This is a genomic window from Citrobacter sp. wls708 (assembly GCF_005281255.1).
GTDB classification, from domain to species: Bacteria; Pseudomonadota; Gammaproteobacteria; order Enterobacterales; family Enterobacteriaceae; genus Citrobacter; species Citrobacter werkmanii.
In genome coordinates this window covers 1-19580 of record NZ_SZXE01000037.1, presented here as the reverse complement: position 1 = coordinate 19580, position 19580 = coordinate 1, and the positions used below count along the sequence as shown (strand labels likewise).

Below are 19580 nucleotides of genomic sequence, written 5' to 3'. Positions count from 1 at the left end.
GCTTGCGCTTATCCGGCCTACGGCTTCGCTTTCGCCTTTGCCATCATCGCCCGAATATTGGCAATACTGGCCTGCCCTTTTTGCATCCGTTCCTCAGCGCTTACCACTTTACGCTCCTGTTCCCAGATAACGTCATCCTGTGGCAGTTCTAACAGGAAACGGCTCGGTTCCGGGCGTACCAGCTCACCGTACTGACGGCGTTCTTTACACAGGGTAAAGATGAGCTCTTTCTGCGCGCGAGTAATCCCTACGTAAGCCAGACGACGCTCTTCATCGATATTGTCTTCATCAATGCTGCTCTGGTGCGGCAAAAATCCTTCCTCCATTCCCACCATAAACACGTACGGGAACTCCAGCCCTTTCGAAGCATGCAGCGTCATCAACTGCACCTGATCCAGTTCTTCTTCGCTCTCTCCGCGCTCCATCATGTCACGCAGGGTAAAACGAGTAACCACCTGGGTCAGGGTCATTGGCTCTTCCAGCTCGCTGCCTTCCAGCATCTCTGTCATCCAGCTAAACAGCGTGTTGACGTTCTTCATGCGCATTTCTGCCGCTTTCGGACTCGGCGAGGTTTCATACAGCCAGGACTCGTAATCAATGCCGTGGATAAGATCGCGCACGGCCGCAACGGGCTCACGCTCTGCCAGGCGCTGAATTTCACCCAACCAGTGCGTAAAACGGGTCAGTGAATCATATCCGCGTCCGGTCAGCGTCGAGCTCAGGCCCATGTCAAAACTGGCGGTAAACAGGCTTTTATTACGCGTCATCGCCCATTCACCCAATTTCTGCAGCGTCGCCGGGCCAATCTCGCGCTTCGGCGTATTAACGATGCGCAGGAACGCGCTGTCGTCATCCGGGTTGCTGAGTACGCGTAGATAGGCCAGCAAGTCTTTAATCTCCGGACGAGAGAAGAACGAGGTACCGCCGGAAATTTTGTACGGGATGCGGTTCTGCATCAGGAATTTTTCAAACACCCGCGACTGATGGTTGCCGCGATACAGAATCGCATAGTCCTTATACTGCGTCTTATTGACGAAGTGATGGGCAATCAGTTCACCGGTGACGCGCTCCGCTTCATGCTCTTCGTTATTGGCGCTCAATACCTTAAGCTCCGCACCATAGCCCAGTTCAGAAAAGAGTCGCTTTTCAAACACATGCGGGTTATTGGCGATGAGAATATTCGCCGCCTTGAGAATGCGCCCGGAGGAGCGGTAGTTTTGCTCCAGTTTAACCACCTGCAAGTCCGGGAAGTCTTTGCTCAGCAGCACCAGGTTCTGCGGACGCGCGCCGCGCCAGGAGTAGATCGACTGATCGTCATCGCCCACGACGGTGAAGCGTGCCCGTTTCCCCACCAGCAACTTCACCAGCTCGTACTGACTGGTGTTGGTGTCCTGATATTCATCCACCAGCAGATAGCGGATTTTATTCTGCCAGCGCTCGCGCACTTCTTCATTGCGCTGAAGCAGCAGCGTCGGGAGCAGGATCAGATCGTCAAAATCGAGAACGTTACACGCCTTCATATGGGCGTCATACAAACCGTAGCAGTGGGCAAAAATACGATCGCGTTCGCCCTTCGCGCTGGCCGCCGCCTGCGCCGGGGTCATCAGATCGTTTTTCCAGTTGGAGATCGTCGAGATCAGCTGTTGGAGAATAAGCTTATCGTCTTCAATTAGCCCTTCGGTCAGTTCCTTAAGCAGGGCCACCTGGTCGGTATCGTCAAACAGCGAGAAGTTCGACTTCATCCCCAGCGCCGCATATTCGCGCTTAATGACATCCAGTCCCAGTGTGTGGAAAGTGGAGATCATCAACCCACGTGCTTCTTTACGCCCCAGCGTTTGCGCCACGCGCTCTTTCATCTCGCGCGCAGCCTTATTGGTAAAGGTTACGGCCGCAATATGTCGTGCCTGGTAGCCACACTCACGAATCAGATGCGCGATTTTATTGGTGATAACACGCGTCTTACCGGAACCAGCTCCCGCCAGCACCAGGCAAGGTCCGGTGACGAATTCGACGGCTTGTTGTTGTCCGGGGTTCAAACGCATAGAGGATTGCTCAATCTGTAAACACGGGGAGGTGGATTGTAGCAGAAAGAGGGGGAGAAAGAGTAACTGGCTACCTCTGCGGGTAGCCAGAAAATCGGGTCAATCAGGAAACCGTCGCGGCAAGCGGTGTATAGCCATTTCGCTGCGCACTTTTGATCCAGCCGTACGCTCCCATGACAGCAATCGCAGTCAGGATGACATACTCAAGCGACATGGCGTAAACGCCCTGCACCGCGTATATAACCACGCTAATAACATCGATAAGTACCCATAGCAGCCAGTTTTCAACATATTTACGCGTCATCAGTACCATGGCCGCAATCGACAATACCAGCATGGTGGAATCCCAGAACGGGAAGGCATCGGGCTGGAGGTCAGGCATAGCGACCTGCATACCAAATGTTTGCAGCAGGGCAATCATGATGCGGGTGAGCGCCGAAAACACCGGGTCGATAAACAGCGTCATCAGAACTATCGCCACCGCGCATACGCCGCCCAGTACCAGGGTTTGCTGGCGGGAAAGCCAACGTACTTTGAGCGCAGCTTCCTGCGCCTCGTTTTGCCGGCTCCACGCATACCAGCCGTAAATGTTAGCGGCGAAGAAAAACACCTGCAGCAGCAGGCTGGCATAGAGCTGAATCTGGAAGAAAATTGCGGCAAACAGTGTGACGTTAATCAAGCCAAACAGGTAATTGATGATTTTTTCCCGGCTGGCACACCAGATACATAACAGACCAAATACGGTACCAATGGCTTCAATCCACGATAGCGCATACCCGCCTTCGCCGAGAGGAATGTTGACCATCACATTGTTAATGCTAAAAAAGTCCATCACTGACCTCCTGACTGGCTGACGGAATAAATGGCGCGGAGCGCCAGGGCAATTTGCCGTTCTTCACCCTGCTGGCACAACGCGTCCTGTTGGACATAATCATTGATGCTGCTATCCAGACAACCGTTGTGGGCAACCACCACGTTGAGTAATGACGCCGTACGTAACCCTCGCAGCGCGCCGATAGTCATCAGAGCGGCGCTCTCCATATCCGCGCCCAGAACGCCGAGCGCCGACCACTGCGCATCCAGTTCTGCTTCCCGATCGGTATAAAAACTGTCGTGGCTACGCACCAGGCCGCACACGGCGGGGATATTCATCTGGCGAGCCTGCGCCATCAGTTCCCAGGTTAACTGCGGGTCGGCGCAGGCCGGATAGCCTGCTGGCGCATAGGTACGGCTGGTCCCGTCATCCGTTACTGCGGCATGGGCGATAATCACGTCACCGAGCGCAAGATTATCCTGCAACGCCCCACAGCTACCGATACGAATCAGGGTTGTTAGGCCGATCTGGCGCAGTTCTTCAATGGCAATCGCCGTAGACGGCCCGCCGATCCCGGTAGAGAGCACCAAAATCTCGACGCCCTGATACCAACCTCGCGCGGCGCGAAACTCCCGGTTTTGACCAAGCAGTTCTGGGTTATCAAGAAAATTGACGATGCGGTCCACCCGCAACGGATCGCCCGGCAGCAGCGCATAGCGTGCGCCGGTCATCTCCTTGCTTAACTGGATATGGGGTTGCAGCGACATTCTCGCGCCTCCTTCACTCTTGCGGTTATCCGATATCAGCCTCCTGCTTTAACTTTTCAGGGACTAACAACACAATGCTTTCACCATCGGTATCAATAATCTGTAACGCTTTCAGATCATGTAAAATACGATTAATACTACGGGTCGTCGCCGCCAGCTCCTCGCTGAGGTTTAGCTTATCCAGCAAGATTGCGTTGGTGCCATCTTGTTGATAACGCAGCCATAACGCCTGACATACTCGCTGATGCAGCGAGTAAAGATTGTCGCTGCTGGCCTTTTTTGACAGCTGATAATATTGCTGACTAAAGAAGCGCAGCATCCGCTGGTTAAAATGGTTATCTAAGGCCAGCCAGCGGCAAAAATATTCCTGCGACAAACTCAGGAGCTGCACATGCCCTACCGCCACCACCGAACAGATGTAATGACGTGACTCAAAGATCTCGAGCTCACCCAGCATGTCGCCTTTCCGGTAGCGGGCCTGACGATAACGACGTCCATCTTCAGCCTCATAGAACACATCCACTTCGCCAGCAATAATCAGCGAAAAGCGCTGACATATTTCCCCCTGCCGGCAAATAAAGTCTCCACGCGGGATCTCTTCAAAGCGCCATTGCTGCATGATTTCCAGAGGGCAATATTTCAGTAATTCATAAAGCTGTGGATCGCGAACAATATCACTAAGCCCGGAAAGCCAGCCGACTGAAAATTCAGGTTTTTTCATTGTATCCATGTTATCTCGCTCCACAGCGGTAGGGACAGGACGGCTGTCCGTGACAAGAAGGAACAGGACAGATAAAAATGTCGCTCATCTCTCGCTTCCATACATCAGGCGAGACATCTGTCCCGTGATGGCGAAGAGTATATGTTCACGGCGAAGGCGGATGATAAAGTAACGAGATATCTTTGAGACATGAGAACAAAATAATGGCTAAGAGCGCGGCAGCCCTGCACATCCTGGTAAAAGAAGAAAAACTTGCTCTGGAAATCCTGAGCAAGCTGGATCGCGGTATTAGCTTCGATCACCTGGCAAAACGCTACTCTCGCTGCCCATCCGGGCGCAACGGCGGCGATTTGGGTGAGTTCAAACAGGGGATGATGGTCGGGCCATTTGATGCCGCCGTGTTTAGCTGCCCACTGCTTAAACCTTACGGGCCGGTCAAAACCAAATTCGGCTATCACATCATCAAGGTGCTGTATCGCCGATAAGCCATGCTAAAATCGCCAGCCTTATATATTCCCTTTTGAAGGCACGATCATGGCAAAAACAGCAGCAGCAGTGCATATCCTTGTAAAAGAAGAGAAACTGGCACTGGATCTTCTGGAGCAGATTAAAAACGGCGCCGACTTCGGCAAACTGGCGAAGAAGCATTCCATCTGCCCATCGGGCAAACGCGGCGGCGATTTAGGTGAATTCCGTCAGGGCCAGATGGTGCCGGCGTTCGACAAAGTGGTCTTCTCCTGCCCGGTGCTGGAGCCAACCGGCCCGCTGCACACCCAGTTCGGTTACCACATCATTAAAGTGCTGTACCGCAACTAATAAAAAGCCCGGTGTTTAAACACCGGGCTTTTTTATCGGATGGCGATACGCTTATCCAGCCTACATAATGGTCACTTTATTGTAGGCCGGATAAGGCGTTCACGCCGCCATCCGGCGATTCCAGAAGCCTCTTATCCAGCTACTGCAATGCGCTTCATATCAGTCATGTAGCCACGCAGTTTCTGGCCTACTTTCTCGATAGCATGACCGCGAATTGCGTCGTTCACGTCGCGCAGCTGCGCGTTGTCTACCGCGCCTTCGGCAATCGCTTTGCCCAGATCGCCAGTCTGCAGCGTGGTCATGAACTCTTTCAGCAGCGGTACGCAAGCGTAAGAGAACAGGTAGTTACCGTATTCTGCGGTATCGGAGATAACGACGTTCATTTCATACAGGCGCTTACGGGCGATGGTGTTGGCAATCAGCGGCAGTTCGTGCAGTGATTCGTAGTAAGCAGATTCTTCGATGATGCCGGAATCGACCATGGTTTCGAACGCCAGCTCAACGCCCGCTTTCACCATCGCAATCATCAGCACGCCTTTATCGAAGTACTCCTGCTCGCCGATTTTACCTTCATACTGCGGCGCGGTTTCGAACGCGGTTTTGCCGGTCTCTTCACGCCAGGTCAGCAGTTTCTTATCGTCGTTGGCCCAGTCAGCCATCATGCCGGAAGAGAATTCGCCGGAGATGATGTCGTCCATGTGTTTCTGAAACAGCGGCGCCATGATCTCTTTCAGCTGTTCAGACAGCGCGTAAGCACGCAGTTTCGCCGGGTTAGACAGACGGTCCATCATCAGGGTGATACCACCCTGCTTCAGCGCTTCGGTGATGGTTTCCCAGCCGAACTGAATCAGTTTTTCGGCGTAAGCCGGGTCGGTGCCTTCTGCCACCAGCTTGTCGAAGCACAGCAGAGAACCGGCCTGCAGCATGCCGCACAGGATGGTCTGCTCGCCCATCAGGTCAGATTTCACTTCCGCCACGAAGGAAGATTCCAGTACGCCCGCACGGTGACCGCCGGTGGCCGCAGCCCAGGCTTTAGCAATCGCCATACCTTCGCCTTTCGGATCGTTTTCCGGGTGAACGGCGATCAGCGTCGGAACACCGAAACCACGTTTGTACTCTTCGCGCACTTCGGTACCCGGACACTTCGGCGCCACCATCACTACGGTGATGTCTTTACGGATCTGCTCGCCCACTTCGACGATGTTGAAGCCGTGAGAGTAGCCCAGCGCCGCGCCGTCTTTCATCAGCGGCTGTACGGAACGCACCACGTCAGAGTGCTGTTTGTCCGGCGTCAGGTTAACCACCAGGTCAGCCTGCGGGATCAGCTCTTCATAAGTACCCACTTTAAAACCGTTTTCGGTCGCTTTACGCCAGGAAGCACGCTTCTCAGCAATGGCTTCTTTACGCAGGGCATAAGAAATATCCAGACCGGAGTCACGCATGTTCAGGCCCTGGTTGAGACCCTGAGCGCCACAGCCGACGATGACCACTTTTTTACCCTGAAGGTAGCTCGCGCCGTCGGCGAATTCGTCGCGGCCCATAAAGCGGCATTTACCCAGCTGCGCCAGCTGCTGGCGCAGATTCAGTGTATTAAAGTAGTTAGCCATGATGGTGTACTCCGTGATGTTGTGTGTCGTTACTCTATGGATTTCGAGTTGTAGGAAGGCGGCAAGGCAGCGAATCCCCAGGAGCTTACTCAAGTAAGTGACTGGGGTGAGCTGACGCAGCCAACGCATCTGCAACTTGAAAGACGACGAGTATATTGTTCGGGTCGCGTTTCAGCGAGAATGTACCCACATTACAACAGGAAATTTATTGCGGAAATTGATATATTCACAACGTCATGTTGCAATTTCTGCAATGTAAAGCCGTGAGGTGAAATCGGTGGATTTACGCGATCTGAAAACCTTCCTGCATCTGGCGGAAAGCCGCCACTTTGGCCGCAGCGCGCGGGCGATGCACGTCAGCCCCTCCACGCTCTCCCGGCAAATTCAGCGGCTGGAAGAGGACCTCGGTCAGGCGCTGTTTGTGCGTGATAACCGCACGGTCACGCTGACCGAAGCAGGGGAAGAACTGCGGGTATTTGCCCAGCAAACGTTGTTGCAGTATCAGCAACTGCGCCACACCCTCGATCAGCAGGGGCCATCACTTTCTGGTGAACTGCACATTTTCTGTTCGGTGACGGCGGCTTATAGCCATCTGCCGCCGATTCTCGATCGTTTTCGCGCCGAGCATCCCTCCGTCGAAATTAAGCTCACCACCGGCGACGCCGCCGACGCCATGGACAAAGTGGTCACCGGCGAGGCCGATCTGGCGATTGCCGGTAAGCCGGAAACGCTGCCCGGCGCGGTGGCGTTTTCCATGCTGGAGAATCTGGCGGTGGTGCTGATCGCCCCGGCGCTGCCCTGCCCGGTGCGCAATCAGGTTTCCGTCGATAAGCCCGACTGGTCAACCGTGCCGTTTATCATGGCCGACCAGGGGCCGGTGCGCCGTCGCATTGAGCTGTGGTTCCGTCGCCACAAAATCAGTAACCCGCAGATTTACGCCACCGTCGGCGGCCATGAGGCGATGGTCTCGATGGTAGCGCTAGGCTGCGGCGTGGCGCTGCTGCCGGAAGTTGTACTGGAAAACAGCCCGGAACCGGTGCGCAATCGCGTGATGATTTTAGAGCGCAGCGACGAAAAAACGCCGTTTGAACTGGGCGTCTGCGCGCCGAAAAAGCGGCTGCATGAGCCGCTGATCGATGCCTTCTGGAAGATTGTGCTGGAGCGTAAAATCGCCGAGTAGCGCCAGCGTCTGGCCTAAAATCAGTGGTAGATTCAGTATTGGCACTCCTTTTCTGTATAATGTCCCGTGCCATAATAGATGTGGGGGGCTTGTTAACCATGTCGTTAAGCAAGCCAGAACAGACGGTGTCATTGCGCACTTGACAGCGAAAATACAAACTTAATTAGCCATCATTATGATAATCAAACCAAAAATTCGTGGATTCATCTGTACAACGACCCATCCGACTGGCTGCAAAGTCAATGTGGAAAAACAGATCGAGTACGTTAAGCAAAACGGGAAAATTGAGAACGGTCCTTCCCGCGTGCTGGTGATCGGTGCTTCCACCGGTTACGGCCTGGCATCCAGAATTTCCGCCGCCTTTGGCAGCGGTGCCGCCACTATCGGCGTATTTTTTGAAAAACCGGGCACGGAAACCAAACCAGGTTCCGCGGGCTGGTATAACTCTGCCGCCTTCGATGAAGCCGCTAAGCGTGAAGGTCTGTATTCCAAAAGCATCAACGGCGACGCGTTCTCTGACGAGTGCCGCGATGAAGTTATCAAACTGATCAAAGAAGATCTGGGCCAGATCGACCTGGTGGTTTACTCACTGGCGTCCCCGGTGCGTAAAATGCCGAAAACAGGCGAAATCGTTCGTTCTGCGCTGAAGCCGATCGGCGAGGTTTACACCTCTAAAGCGATTGATACCAACAAAGATCAGATCATCACCGCCAGCATTGAGCCGGCAACCGAAGAAGAAGTTCAGAACACCGTTACCGTCATGGGCGGCGAAGACTGGGAACTGTGGATGGGTGCGCTGAGCGAAGCAGGCGTGCTGGCTGACGGCGTGAAAACCGTGGCTTATTCCTACATCGGTACCGACCTGACCTGGCCAATCTACTGGCACGGCGCGCTGGGCAAAGCGAAAGAAGACCTCGACCGCGCGGCGGGTGAACTGCGTAAGCAGCTGGCACCGCTCAACGGTTCCGCTAACGTTGCCGTCCTGAAATCGGTTATCACGCAGGCATCTTCTGCTATTCCGGTGATGCCGCTGTACATCTCCATGGTCTTCAAGCTGATGAAAGAGCAAGGCATTCACGAAGGTTGCATCGAGCAGATCAACCGTCTGATGACCACCAGCCTGTACGGCGATAAAGTGGCGCTGGATGACAACCAACGCATCCGTATGGATGACTGGGAACTGCGTGACGATATTCAGCAAGCCTGCCGCGACCTGTGGCCGCTGATCACCACCGAAAACCTGACGCAGGAAACTGACTATGCAGGTTACAAGCAGGAATTCCTGAACCTGTTCGGTTTTGCCCTCGACGGTGTGGATTACGATACGGACGTGAACACCGAAGTCGAATTCGAAGTGATCACGCTGTAATTCTCTGATTCAGATGTAAAAAAGGGTTCATGTCTCCATGAACCCTTTTTTTATGGCCGCCGTTAGCCCGCCAGGAAGAAGCGGAACGCCGGGTTATTCGTCTCGTCGTGGCACTCATAGCCCAGTTCATTGAGCCGGGTTTCAAAGTCCGGTTCATTCTCGCCCAGTTCAAACGCCGCCAGTACACGGCCATAGTCGGTACCGTGGCTACGGTAGTGGAATAGCGAGATATTCCAGTGCGTTCCCAGGGTGTAGAGGAACTTCAGCAGCGCGCCCGGCGATTCCGGGAACTCAAAGCTATAAAGGCGCTCTTGCAACGGCTTAGAAGGACGGCCGCCGACCATATAGCGCACATGCAACTTGGCCATTTCATCGTCTGACAGATCCACCACGCTGTAACCGCCGTCTTTGAGTAGGCTAAGGATTTCCTTGCGCTCCTCAACGCCACGGCTCAGCCGCACGCCCACGAAGATGCAGGCATCTTTGGCGTCAGCAAAGCGATAGTTGAACTCGGTCACCGAACGCCCGCCCAGCAGTTGGCAGAACTTCAGGAAGCTGCCCTTCTCTTCCGGAATCGTCACCGCCAGCAGCGCCTCGCGCTGTTCGCCCAGCTCGCAGCGTTCGGAAACGTAGCGCAGACCATGGAAGTTCACGTTAGCGCCGGACAGCACATGCGCCAGACGTTCGCCGCGAATATTGTGCTGGGCGATGTATTTCTTCATACCCGCCAGCGCCAGCGCCCCGGAAGGTTCCGCCACCGCGCGTACATCTTCAAACAGGTCTTTCATCGCCGCGCAGATAGCGTCGCTATCGACTGTGATAATGTCGTCGAGATACTCCTGGCACAGACGGAAGGTTTCATCGCCGATGCGTTTGACCGCCACACCTTCAGCAAAGAGACCGACGCGTGGCAGATCCACCGGATGACCGGCATCCAGCGCCGCTTTCAGGCAGGCTGAATCTTCGGCTTCGACGGCGATCACTTTGATCTGCGGCATCAGCTGTTTAATCAGCACCGCCACGCCCGCCGCCAGACCACCGCCGCCAACTGGCACAAAGACGCGGTCAAGGTGAGCATCCTGCTGAAGTAACTCCAGCGCCAGCGTGCCCTGCCCGGCAATCACCATCGGGTGATCAAACGGCGGCACCCAGGTAAAGCCCTGCTGCCGGGAAAGCTCAATCGCTTTGGCTTTGGCTTCATCAAAATTCGCGCCGTGCAGCAGAACTTCACCGCCGAAGCCGCGAACGGCGTCGACTTTGATATCCGCGGTCGCCACCGGCATCACAATCAGCGCCTTCACGCCTAATCGCGCAGAGGAGAAAGCCACACCCTGGGCGTGATTACCTGCCGATGCGGTAATGACGCCATGCGCTTTTTGCTCTTCAGTCAGGCCTGCCATCATCGCGTAGGCCCCGCGCAGCTTGAAGCTGTGCACCGGCTGTCTGTCTTCGCGCTTGACCAGAATCACGTTATCGAGGCGCGAAGAGAGCTTTTCCATTTTTTGTAGCGGCGTTACCTGCGCCGCTTCGTATACCGGCGCACGCAGCACCGCTCTGAGATACTCGGCGCCCTCAGGGGCACCGGACAAGGGTTGTGAATCCGCCATGGTCATTAACCCCCCAGCTTCGATTTATCGCGCACCGCGCCTTTATCGGCACTGGTGGCCAGGCTGGCATAGGCGCGAAGGGCAAAGGAGACCTGACGCTCACGATTCTTCGGCGTCCACGCCTGATCGCCGCGGGCTTCCTGCGCTTCACGACGGGCGGCGATTTCCGCATCGCTCAGTTGCAGTTGAATACCGCGATTCGGGATATCGATAGCAATCATATCGCCGTCTTCGATGATCGCGATGTTGCCGCCGCTGGCCGCTTCCGGGGAAACGTGGCCGATAGACAGGCCGGAGGTGCCGCCGGAGAAGCGGCCATCGGTGATCAGCGCACAGGCTTTGCCGAGACCCATTGATTTCAGGAACGTGGTTGGGTAGAGCATTTCCTGCATGCCCGGCCCGCCTTTCGGCCCTTCGTAGCGAATCACCACCACGTCGCCTTCGACCACTTTACCGCCGAGGATAGCCTCAACCGCCTCGTCCTGACTTTCGTAGACTTTCGCCGGGCCGGTAAATTTGAGAATACTGTCGTCAACACCTGCGGTTTTTACGATACAGCCATTTTCCGCGAAGTTGCCGTACAGCACCGCCAGACCGCCATCCTTGCTGTAAGCGTGCTCCAGCGAGCGGATACAGCCTTCGGCGCGATCGTCATCCAGCGTATCCCAACGGCAATCCTGCGAGAACGCCTGGGTGGTGCGGATGCCCGCCGGACCAGCGCGGAACATTTTTTTGACCGCCTCATCCTGGGTCACGGCGATGTCGTACTGCTCCAGCGTCTGCGGCAGAGAGAGACCAAGGACGTTTTTCACGTTGCGGTTCAGCAGCCCAGCACGATCCAGCTCACCTAAAATGCCCAAGACGCCGCCGGCACGGTGAACGTCTTCCATATGGTATTTTTGCGTGCTTGGCGCCACTTTACACAGTTGCGGCACTTTACGAGACAGCTTGTCGATATCACTCATGGTGAAGTCAATTTCCGCTTCCTGTGCTGCCGCCAGCAGATGCAGAACGGTGTTAGTGGAACCACCCATGGCGATATCCAGCGTCATGGCATTCTCAAACGCTGCTTTGCTGGCAATGTTGCGCGGCAACGCCGATGCATCATCCTGCTCGTAATAACGTTTGGTCAGCTCAACGATGCGTTGACCTGCGGTGAGGAACAGCTCTTTACGGTCGGCGTGAGTGGCCAATAGCGAGCCGTTGCCCGGTTGTGACAGGCCCAGCGCTTCGGTCAGACAGTTCATCGAGTTGGCGGTGAACATCCCGGAGCAGGAGCCGCAGGTCGGACAGGCGGAACGTTCAACCTGCTCGCTCTGCGAGTCGGAGACTTTCGGGTCTGCGCCCTGAATCATCGCGTCAACCAGGTCGAGCTTGATGATTTTGTCGGAAAGCTTGGTTTTCCCGGCTTCCATCGGACCGCCAGAGACGAAGATCACTGGAATATTAAGACGCAGCGAGGCCATTAACATACCGGGGGTGATTTTGTCGCAGTTGGAGATGCAGACCATCGCGTCGGCACAGTGGGCGTTAACCATGTACTCAACGGAGTCGGCGATCAGCTCGCGGGACGGCAGTGAATAAAGCATGCCCCCGTGGCCCATAGCGATACCGTCATCCACCGCGATGGTGTTGAACTCTTTCGCCACACCGCCTGAGGCTTCGATTTGTTCGGCAACCAGCTTACCGAGATCGCGCAGGTGTACGTGACCCGGCACGAACTGGGTAAAGGAGTTCACCACAGCGATAATCGGCTTGCCGAAGTCGGCGTCGGTCATCCCGGTGGCGCGCCACAGTGCGCGGGCACCCGCCATATTGCGGCCGTGGGTGGTGGTGGCAGAACGATACTTAGGCATGCTTGATTAACTCCCGTCTGTCTTTCCCCTGCATACTTCACGCCGCAGGTGCGTTGGCTGCCTCGCTCACCCCAGTCACTTACTACAATAAGCTCCTGGGACTTCCTGCAACGTGAATTATTTTGGGGAAATATTAATATTGTTATTGGTTTACTGAATCCAACCAGCCGTATTTGTCTTCCGTTTCACCGGTGAAGAGGCCAAAGAAGGCCTGCTGGATGCGTTTGGTGACCGGGCCGCAGCGGCCTTCGCCTACCTGAATACCATCTACGCTGCGTACTGGCGTGATTTCCGCCGCGGTACCGGACATAAACACTTCGTCGGCCAGGTACAGCGATTCACGGGACAGCACCTGCTCACGCACTTCGATATCAAGATCTTTCGCCAGTTTAATGATGGCATCACGGGTGATACCCGGCAGCGCGGAAGAGGTAAATGGCGGGGTAAACAGAATGCCGTCTTTAACTTCAAACAGGTTCTCGCCCGCGCCTTCGGAAATGTAGCCATTCACGTCCAGCGCAATACCTTCCTGATAACCATGACGACGCGCTTCGCTACCCACCAGCAGCGAAGACAGATAGTTACCGCCCGCTTTAGCAGCGGTAGGGATGGTGTTCGGCGCAACGCGGTTCCAGGAAGAAACCATCGCATCGATCCCCTGTTCCAGCGCTTCTGCGCCGAGGTATGCCCCCCACGGGAACGCGGCGATGATCACATCAGTGGTGTAACCCGCTGGCGGGTTAACGCCCATCCCGACATCGCCAACAAATACCAGCGGACGAATATAGGCGCTGGTCAGGTTGTTTTTGCGGATCACTTCGCGGCAGGCTTCCATCAGTTCATCAACGCTCTGAGAGACCGGAAAACGGTAGATCTTGGCTGAATCACGCAGACGCTGCATATGTTCACGATGACGGAACACCACCGGCCCTTTGTGAGAATCGTAGCAACGGATGCCTTCAAATACAGAAGTACCGTAGTGCAGAGCGTGGGACATCACGTGAACCTTCGCGTCTTCCCAACGAATCATCTCGCCATTAGACCAAATGTAATCAGCTTTTTTCGTCGTCATTTTTCTTCCTTTTGCGCTCAGGCGCGGATTTGTTGTGATGTGGTTGTGCTCTGGCAGATAGCAACATGTGCAACGTCTACCAGCTTACTTAACTGACTAAACAGTAAGTCGACCGACCGGGGGCTGGCAACGGTCAATTCGATATTTATATTCTGCGCATCGCTGGCGGCTGCCATATTCATGGAGCACACCTGAAAACCACGATGGCGTACCACGCGTAAAACACGTTCTAACGTTTCCGGGTTGAAACGAGCCTCAACGGCGACCTGATGTTGCATCATGATAATTTCTCCAGCATTTCTGAGTTACTGGCGCCAGGCGGCACCAGAGGCCAGACATTCTCAAGTTCGTCGATTGAGACATGAAGCAGGTATGGCCCCTCGCTGTTCAGCATGGTGTCGAGTGCCGCTTCAACCTGGTCTTTACGGGTGATGTGCTGACCAGGTATGCCGAAGGCGCTGGCCAATATGAGGAAATCGGGGTTATCGGTAAGGGTGGTTTCGCTATAACGTTCCTGGAAAAACAGCTGCTGCCATTGTCGCACCATGCCCAAGCGCTGGTTGTCGAGTAAGACTATCTTCAGCGGCAACTGCCTGCGTTTTACGGTGCCCAGTTCTTGTACATTCATCATGAAAGAACCGTCACCGGAGATACAGATTACCGTATCGTTCGGACGAGCCACCTGCGCGCCAACAGCAGCTGGCAGGCCAAAGCCCATCGTACCCAAACCGCTGGAGGTGATGAAATTTTCCGGGCGGGTGTAGGTCATATGCTGCGCGGACCACATTTGATGCTGACCAACATCCGTCGTCACCACGCTATCTGCTGGTTTGCGTTCAGACAGCTGTTTTAACAACAGCGGCGCGTAGATAGCGTCACCCGGATGATCATAGCGCCAGGCATGTTCTGCGCGCAGCTCTGCACAGGACTGACGCCATGCGTCGATCTTCAGCGGTTGTTGTAATGCTGGCAACAGCGAATTTAAATCGCCCTGCAACGCGACGTGTGCCTGACGCAGCTTATTCATTTCTGCCGGGTCGATATCCATATGGATGACGCTGGCGTTAGGCGCGAAAGTATTCAGCTTACCGGTTACCCGGTCATCAAAACGTGCGCCCACTGCGATCAGTAAATCACTCTCTTGCACCGCGAAATTCGCCGCCTTAGTACCGTGCATTCCCAGCATGCCCAAATAGTACGGGTAGTCCGCGTTTACTGCGCCCAGGCCTTTCAGCGTGCAAGCGACCGGTATTTGGGTAAGCGCGATAAACTCACGCAGGGCAGAGACCGCCTGCGCCATACCCACGCCACCACCTACGTACAGGATGGGTTTTTGCGCCTGAGCCAGCATTTTACGCGCCTGCTCAACGTCAGCATGCGGGAAAGTCTCTACGTTTCCGACGGTCGTGAAATACGGTTCCAGCGTACCGCTGGCTAACTGGATATCTTTTGGGATATCGACCAGAACGGGGCCCGGACGACCAGAGTTCGCCACGTCGAAAGCTTCTGCCATGATGCGCGGCAGTTCCTCCAGTGACTGCACCAGGAAACTGTGCTTGGTGCAAGACAGAGACATACCGAGAACGTCCACTTCCTGGAACGCATCCGTTCCGATGAAAGGTGATGCAACCTGGCCGGTGATCGCCACAACGGGGACAGAATCTAACAGCGCATCGGCAAGACCGGTGATCAGGTTGGTCGCGCCTGGGCCGGACGTAGCGATACAAACACCGGTTTTACCCGTAGCACGAGCATAACCAATCGCCGCCATCGCCGCGCCCTGCTCATGTCGACACAACAGGTGTTCTACGCCGCCGTCATATAACGCATCATAAACCGGCATAATTGCGCCACCGGGATAACCAAAGACGGTTTGAACCCCTTGTGCACGCAACGCATGTACCACCCACTGTGCCCCATTCATAGTTACATCCCCGCCGTAAATCTTGAGAAACAGAATTTTATGCTACCGTTCACTTTCTGCTCCTCATGTATGTTTTTAAGGTCAAAAAAAACCCCCGGACCTTTCGGTGCGGGGGTCTTAGTTCGTTAAGGCTTGTTTTCTAAGCCTTTCCTCGTCCAAGTGCAGCCCCGCACGGTGGGATAATAATCACCACCACGCTAATCACGACCAGGCTAATCACTCGTAGAAGGGCTGTCATTTTTATATTTTCTTGCATCTTGTTCGAAGGAATACCTAAAGAGTTACCATAGAATTTGCAAATAACACAAGAATTTTTTTTATTCGTTTTTCTGAGCCCGGTAACGGTTTTGATAAATCGCCTTGTTTTTTATATAAAAAATTAAAAAATGAAAATATTTCACGTTTCAGGTCATGCTTGAGCACACACTCCCCCGCGACAACACCTCATAAATACGTTTGCGAGCGTTATCCCTGGTTTCATGCAAAAGATTTAATTTGCAGAAAAATACGTGAATCAGCACCTAAAATCCGCGATAAAGTTAAATTTTGCTGTGATGCATTACCGCATAATGCCTTCATCAGGAGGGGTTATGTCACTATCGATTGTTCATACACGCGCCGCGCTTGGCGTGAATGCGCCAGCCATTACCATTGAGGTACATATCAGCAATGGTCTACCTGGTTTAACCATGGTGGGATTGCCAGAAACAACGGTGAAAGAGGCCCGCGATCGGGTTCGCAGTGCGATTATTAATAGTGGGTATGAATTCCCGGCGAAGAAGATAACCATTAACCTCGCTCCTGCCGATCTTCCCAAAGAAGGAGGGCGATATGATTTACCTATCGCAGTTGCGCTTCTGGCCGCTTCTGAGCAGCTTACAGCCCATAATCTCGATACCTACGAGCTGGTAGGCGAATTAGCGCTTACAGGCACGCTACGCGGCGTTCCAGGAGCGATTTCAAGCGCAACCGAAGCAATACGCGCAGGCAGGAGAATTATTGTCGCAAAAGAGAATGCCGCTGAAGTTGGACTGATACATGGTGAAGGGTGTCTGATTGCCGATCACCTACAGTCCGTATGCGCATTTCTCGAAGGGAAGCATGATTTAGACAGACCGTTATCTGCAGACTTCACGCCAGAGCCATTAGCCGATGATCTGAGCGATGTCATCGGTCAGGAACAAGGTAAACGCGGGTTGGAGCTCACTGCGGCTGGCGGTCACAACCTGCTGCTTATCGGCCCTCCGGGGACGGGAAAGACCATGCTGGCCAGTCGCCTCAGAGGACTACTCCCGCCGCTTAGCAACGATGAGGCACTAGAAAGTGCTGCGATACTCAGCCTGGTCAATTCCACTACGATACAAAAACAGTGGAAGCAGCGCCCCTTTCGCTCACCGCATCACAGTGCTTCATTAACCGCCATGGTAGGTGGCGGGTCTATTCCTGCGCCGGGAGAGATCTCTCTGGCGCATAACGGCATACTATTTCTGGATGAATTACCTGAGTTTGAGCGACGCACGTTGGATGCCCTGCGTGAACCTATCGAGTCCGGGCAGATCCATTTATCCCGCACTCGGGCTAAAATAACCTACCCTGCACGCTTTCAACTCATTGCTGCAATGAATCCAAGCCCAACGGGTCATTATCAGGGGAACCATAACCGCTGCACTCCAGAGCAGACGCTGCGTTACCTCAATCGATTATCAGGACCGTTTCTTGACCGTTTCGATCTCTCCCTCGAAATCCCTTTGCCTCCGCCCGGCATACTCAGCCAGAGTGCGATGAAAGGGGAAGATAGCGCAACGGTGAAGCAACGCGTTATCGCCGCACAAGAGCGTCAGTATCGGCGGCAAAATAAGTTAAACGCGCATCTGGACAGTCAGGATATACATGAATATTGCCGACTTCGCAGTGATGATGCGCAGTGGCTTGAAGAGACATTAGCGCATCTCGGATTGTCTATCCGCGCCTGGCTGCGATTGATAAAGGTCGCCCGAACCATCGCGGATCTCGAGCAATGTGATCATATTACCCGTCAGCACTTGCAGGAGGCCGTTGGGTATAGGGCGATAGACAGGTTACTCATTCATTTGCAGAAACTACTGACATAAAAAAAGGGCTTTCGCCCTTTTTTATTAATCATCAGATTCGGTGTAGTCTTCTGCACCTTCCACCTGAGGTTTCCCACCAGACAACGTATGGAAACGTTTTGGACGCTTAATACGCGTCATATACTTAGACCATACGCGTTCGGCTTCGGTAACCGGTTCACGTTCACCACGGCATACCGCAACAAACAGTTTTTCTTCTTCCGTTACCGGCTCACGTTTGCCCAGATCCAGCTCGTTGAAAGCATAACCGTGACGCTCAAGCAGTTGTGCTTCTTTAATGGTGAAATCACCATGACGGGAGAATCCGCGGGGATAATATTTATTGTCGAAATATCGATTAGTCGTCGTAAAGCTTTCCGCCATCCTGCACGCTCCTAATTCTTTGGCCGAGCTATTTATGGCGCGGAGTATTAGTTACGCTTGACAGAGCGTCAAACAAAAGATTTAAATCATCACGACAAATAATTTTATGGAGCGAGTTGTGGATACGGAATTGTTAAAAACTTTCCTGGAGGTTAGCCGGACACGCCACTTTGGCAGGGCTGCTGAAGCGCTCTATTTGACCCAATCGGCGGTTAGTTTTCGGATCAGACAACTGGAAAATCAATTGGGTGTAAATCTGTTCACCCGACACAGAAACAATATCCGTTTAACCGCGGCGGGTGAGAAATTATTGCCTTACGCTGAAACGCTGATGAATACATGGCAAGCAGCGCGCAAGGAGGTCGCGAATACCTCGCGGCATAACGAGTTTTCAATTGGTGCCAGCGCATCCCTTTGGGAATGTATGCTTAATGACTGGTTAAGGCGTTTGTATCAGTCACAGGAACCACAAACCAGCCTGCAGTTTGAAGCGAGAATCGCTCAACGGCAGTCGTTAGTAAAGCAGCTACATGAACGACAGCTTGATCTGCTGATCACCACCGAAACGCCCAAAATGGACGAATTTAGCAGCCAACTGTTGGGATATTTCACGCTGGCGCTCTATTGCAGTTCACCTTCACAAACCAAAGATGAACTGAATTACCTACGCCTGGAATGGGGACCCGATTTTCAACAACACGAAGCAGGACTGATCGCGGGGGATGAAGTGCCGGTACTTACCACCAGTTCGGCAGAACTGGCCAGGCAGCAACTTTCTGTCCTTAAGGGCTTTAGTTGGTTGCCCGTTAACTGGGCTAAAGCCAAAAGCGATCTACACACGGTTACCGACAGCACAACGCTGTCACGTCCTTTATATGCAGTCTGGCTGCAAAACAGCGACAAACATGCCCTTATTTGCGATCTGCTAAGAACAAGTATTCTGGAAGATTAAAGAAAGCACTGGCAAGGATGCCGGAAGTAATACAGCAGAAAGGCACAGCTCAAATTGCAGATAAAAAAAATCCTTAGCAAGGATGCTAAGGATTGTTTCTGGCAGGGGCGGAGAGACTCGAACTCGCGACACCCGGTTTTGGAGACCGGTGCTCTACCAACTGAGCTACGCCCCTAAATTTTTTTATCATTAAGCCTGCTTAGTAGCAGGCTTAATTTTCTAATAAGTGGCGGAACGGACGGGACTCGAACCCGCGACCCCCTGCGTGACAGGCAGGTATTCTAACCAACTGAACTACCGCTCCACCGAATTTCTTTGTCACCACCCGGATTTTCATCCCGGTTTACTGCAATTTGATGCCTGGCAGTTCCCTACTCTC

At 53.8% G+C, this 19580-nt stretch carries 18 protein-coding genes and 2 tRNA genes; 6 read left to right on the top strand and 14 right to left on the bottom strand.

The window, feature by feature from the left end; translation table 11 throughout:
* Nucleotides 1-17: 17 nt before the first annotated feature.
* From rep to FDW97_RS20255, 4 genes are all read right to left on the bottom strand, one after another.
* Nucleotides 18-2042 (bottom strand): DNA helicase Rep, encoded by a 2025-nt coding sequence (rep, locus tag FDW97_RS20270; RefSeq protein WP_121529756.1) that lies wholly within the window; start codon nucleotides 2040-2042, stop codon nucleotides 18-20.
* Nucleotides 2043-2145: 103 nt separating this feature from the next.
* Entirely contained in the window at nucleotides 2146-2874 is a 729-nt protein-coding gene (gene pnuC, locus FDW97_RS20265; protein WP_087856747.1) for a nicotinamide riboside transporter PnuC, read from the bottom strand.
* A complete protein-coding gene (locus FDW97_RS20260) occupies nucleotides 2874-3623 on the bottom strand; it encodes a nucleoside phosphorylase (RefSeq protein WP_161959073.1) in 750 nt (249 codons plus the stop codon). The genes pnuC and FDW97_RS20260 overlap by 1 nt, the downstream gene beginning before the upstream one ends.
* A gap of 25 nt (nucleotides 3624-3648) precedes the next feature.
* Entirely contained in the window at nucleotides 3649-4353 is a 705-nt protein-coding gene (locus tag FDW97_RS20255) for a Crp/Fnr family transcriptional regulator (RefSeq protein WP_085049762.1), read from the bottom strand.
* Nucleotides 4354-4547: 194 nt separating this feature from the next.
* Here FDW97_RS20255 and ppiC (FDW97_RS20250) point away from each other — a divergent pair, with 194 nt between their 5' ends.
* Both ppiC (FDW97_RS20250) and ppiC (FDW97_RS20245) read left to right on the top strand, forming a co-directional pair.
* Nucleotides 4548-4829, top strand: a complete 282-nt coding sequence (ppiC, locus tag FDW97_RS20250; RefSeq protein WP_038634595.1) for a peptidylprolyl isomerase PpiC — start codon at nucleotides 4548-4550, stop codon at nucleotides 4827-4829.
* A 49-nt stretch (nucleotides 4830-4878) separates the two neighbouring features.
* The gene (ppiC, locus tag FDW97_RS20245; RefSeq protein WP_003017999.1) at nucleotides 4879-5160 is read left to right on the top strand and encodes a peptidylprolyl isomerase PpiC; all 282 of its coding nucleotides are present in this window, start codon (nucleotides 4879-4881) and stop codon (nucleotides 5158-5160) included.
* Between the two features lie 131 nt (nucleotides 5161-5291).
* Here ppiC (FDW97_RS20245) and ilvC read toward each other — a convergent pair whose 3' ends face one another.
* Nucleotides 5292-6767 carry a ketol-acid reductoisomerase gene (gene ilvC / locus FDW97_RS20240; RefSeq protein WP_069325102.1) on the bottom strand — a complete coding sequence of 492 codons (1476 nt, stop codon included), beginning with the start codon at nucleotides 6765-6767 and terminating at the stop codon, nucleotides 5292-5294.
* Nucleotides 6768-7044: 277 nt separating this feature from the next.
* On the opposite strand from ilvC, the gene ilvY reads away from it, so the two are divergent.
* Together ilvY and fabV are read left to right on the top strand one after the other, a co-directional pair.
* Entirely contained in the window at nucleotides 7045-7947 is a 903-nt protein-coding gene (ilvY, locus tag FDW97_RS20235; protein WP_038634600.1) for an HTH-type transcriptional activator IlvY, read from the top strand.
* A gap of 175 nt (nucleotides 7948-8122) precedes the next feature.
* A complete protein-coding gene (gene fabV, locus FDW97_RS20230; protein ID WP_137351548.1) occupies nucleotides 8123-9316 on the top strand; it encodes an enoyl-ACP reductase FabV in 1194 nt (397 codons plus the stop codon).
* 62 nt (nucleotides 9317-9378) lie between these two features.
* On the opposite strand, the gene ilvA is transcribed toward fabV, so the two are convergent.
* From ilvA to ilvL, 6 genes are all read right to left on the bottom strand, one after another.
* Nucleotides 9379-10923 carry a threonine ammonia-lyase, biosynthetic gene (gene ilvA / locus FDW97_RS20225; RefSeq protein ID WP_038642902.1) on the bottom strand — a complete coding sequence of 515 codons (1545 nt, stop codon included), beginning with the start codon at nucleotides 10921-10923 and terminating at the stop codon, nucleotides 9379-9381.
* A 5-nt stretch (nucleotides 10924-10928) separates the two neighbouring features.
* Entirely contained in the window at nucleotides 10929-12779 is a 1851-nt protein-coding gene (gene ilvD, locus FDW97_RS20220) for a dihydroxy-acid dehydratase (protein WP_038634606.1), read from the bottom strand.
* Nucleotides 12780-12921: 142 nt separating this feature from the next.
* Entirely contained in the window at nucleotides 12922-13851 is a 930-nt protein-coding gene (locus FDW97_RS20215; RefSeq protein ID WP_003829030.1) for a branched-chain amino acid transaminase, read from the bottom strand.
* 17 nt (nucleotides 13852-13868) lie between these two features.
* Nucleotides 13869-14132: an acetolactate synthase 2 small subunit gene (ilvM, locus tag FDW97_RS20210; RefSeq protein WP_038634609.1), complete on the bottom strand. Its 264-nt coding sequence runs from the start codon at nucleotides 14130-14132 to the stop codon at nucleotides 13869-13871.
* Nucleotides 14129-15775, bottom strand: coding sequence for an acetolactate synthase 2 catalytic subunit (gene ilvG, locus FDW97_RS20205; protein ID WP_137351547.1), 1647 nt, complete (start codon nucleotides 15773-15775; stop codon nucleotides 14129-14131). Before ilvG ends, ilvM begins: the two co-directional genes overlap by 4 nt.
* A 139-nt stretch (nucleotides 15776-15914) precedes the next feature.
* Nucleotides 15915-16013 carry an ilv operon leader peptide gene (gene ilvL / locus FDW97_RS20200; protein ID WP_001311244.1) on the bottom strand — a complete coding sequence of 33 codons (99 nt, stop codon included), beginning with the start codon at nucleotides 16011-16013 and terminating at the stop codon, nucleotides 15915-15917.
* 352 nt (nucleotides 16014-16365) lie between these two features.
* Between ilvL and FDW97_RS20195 the strand changes: the two genes are divergently transcribed.
* The gene (locus tag FDW97_RS20195; RefSeq protein ID WP_038634615.1) at nucleotides 16366-17886 is read left to right on the top strand and encodes a YifB family Mg chelatase-like AAA ATPase; all 1521 of its coding nucleotides are present in this window, start codon (nucleotides 16366-16368) and stop codon (nucleotides 17884-17886) included.
* 24 nt (nucleotides 17887-17910) lie between these two features.
* On the opposite strand, the gene maoP is transcribed toward FDW97_RS20195, so the two are convergent.
* Nucleotides 17911-18249, bottom strand: coding sequence for a macrodomain Ori organization protein MaoP (maoP, locus tag FDW97_RS20190; RefSeq protein ID WP_003018025.1), 339 nt, complete (start codon nucleotides 18247-18249; stop codon nucleotides 17911-17913).
* A gap of 106 nt (nucleotides 18250-18355) precedes the next feature.
* Here maoP and hdfR point away from each other — a divergent pair, with 106 nt between their 5' ends.
* Entirely contained in the window at nucleotides 18356-19201 is an 846-nt protein-coding gene (hdfR, locus tag FDW97_RS20185) for an HTH-type transcriptional regulator HdfR (protein WP_087856748.1), read from the top strand.
* A 99-nt stretch (nucleotides 19202-19300) separates the two neighbouring features.
* On the opposite strand, the gene FDW97_RS20180 is transcribed toward hdfR, so the two are convergent.
* Both FDW97_RS20180 and FDW97_RS20175 read right to left on the bottom strand, forming a co-directional pair.
* Nucleotides 19301-19376: transfer RNA gene (locus tag FDW97_RS20180), tRNA-Trp, on the bottom strand.
* 52 nt (nucleotides 19377-19428) lie between these two features.
* A tRNA-Asp gene (locus FDW97_RS20175) sits at nucleotides 19429-19505 on the bottom strand.
* Between the last annotated feature and the right edge of the window lie 75 nt (nucleotides 19506-19580).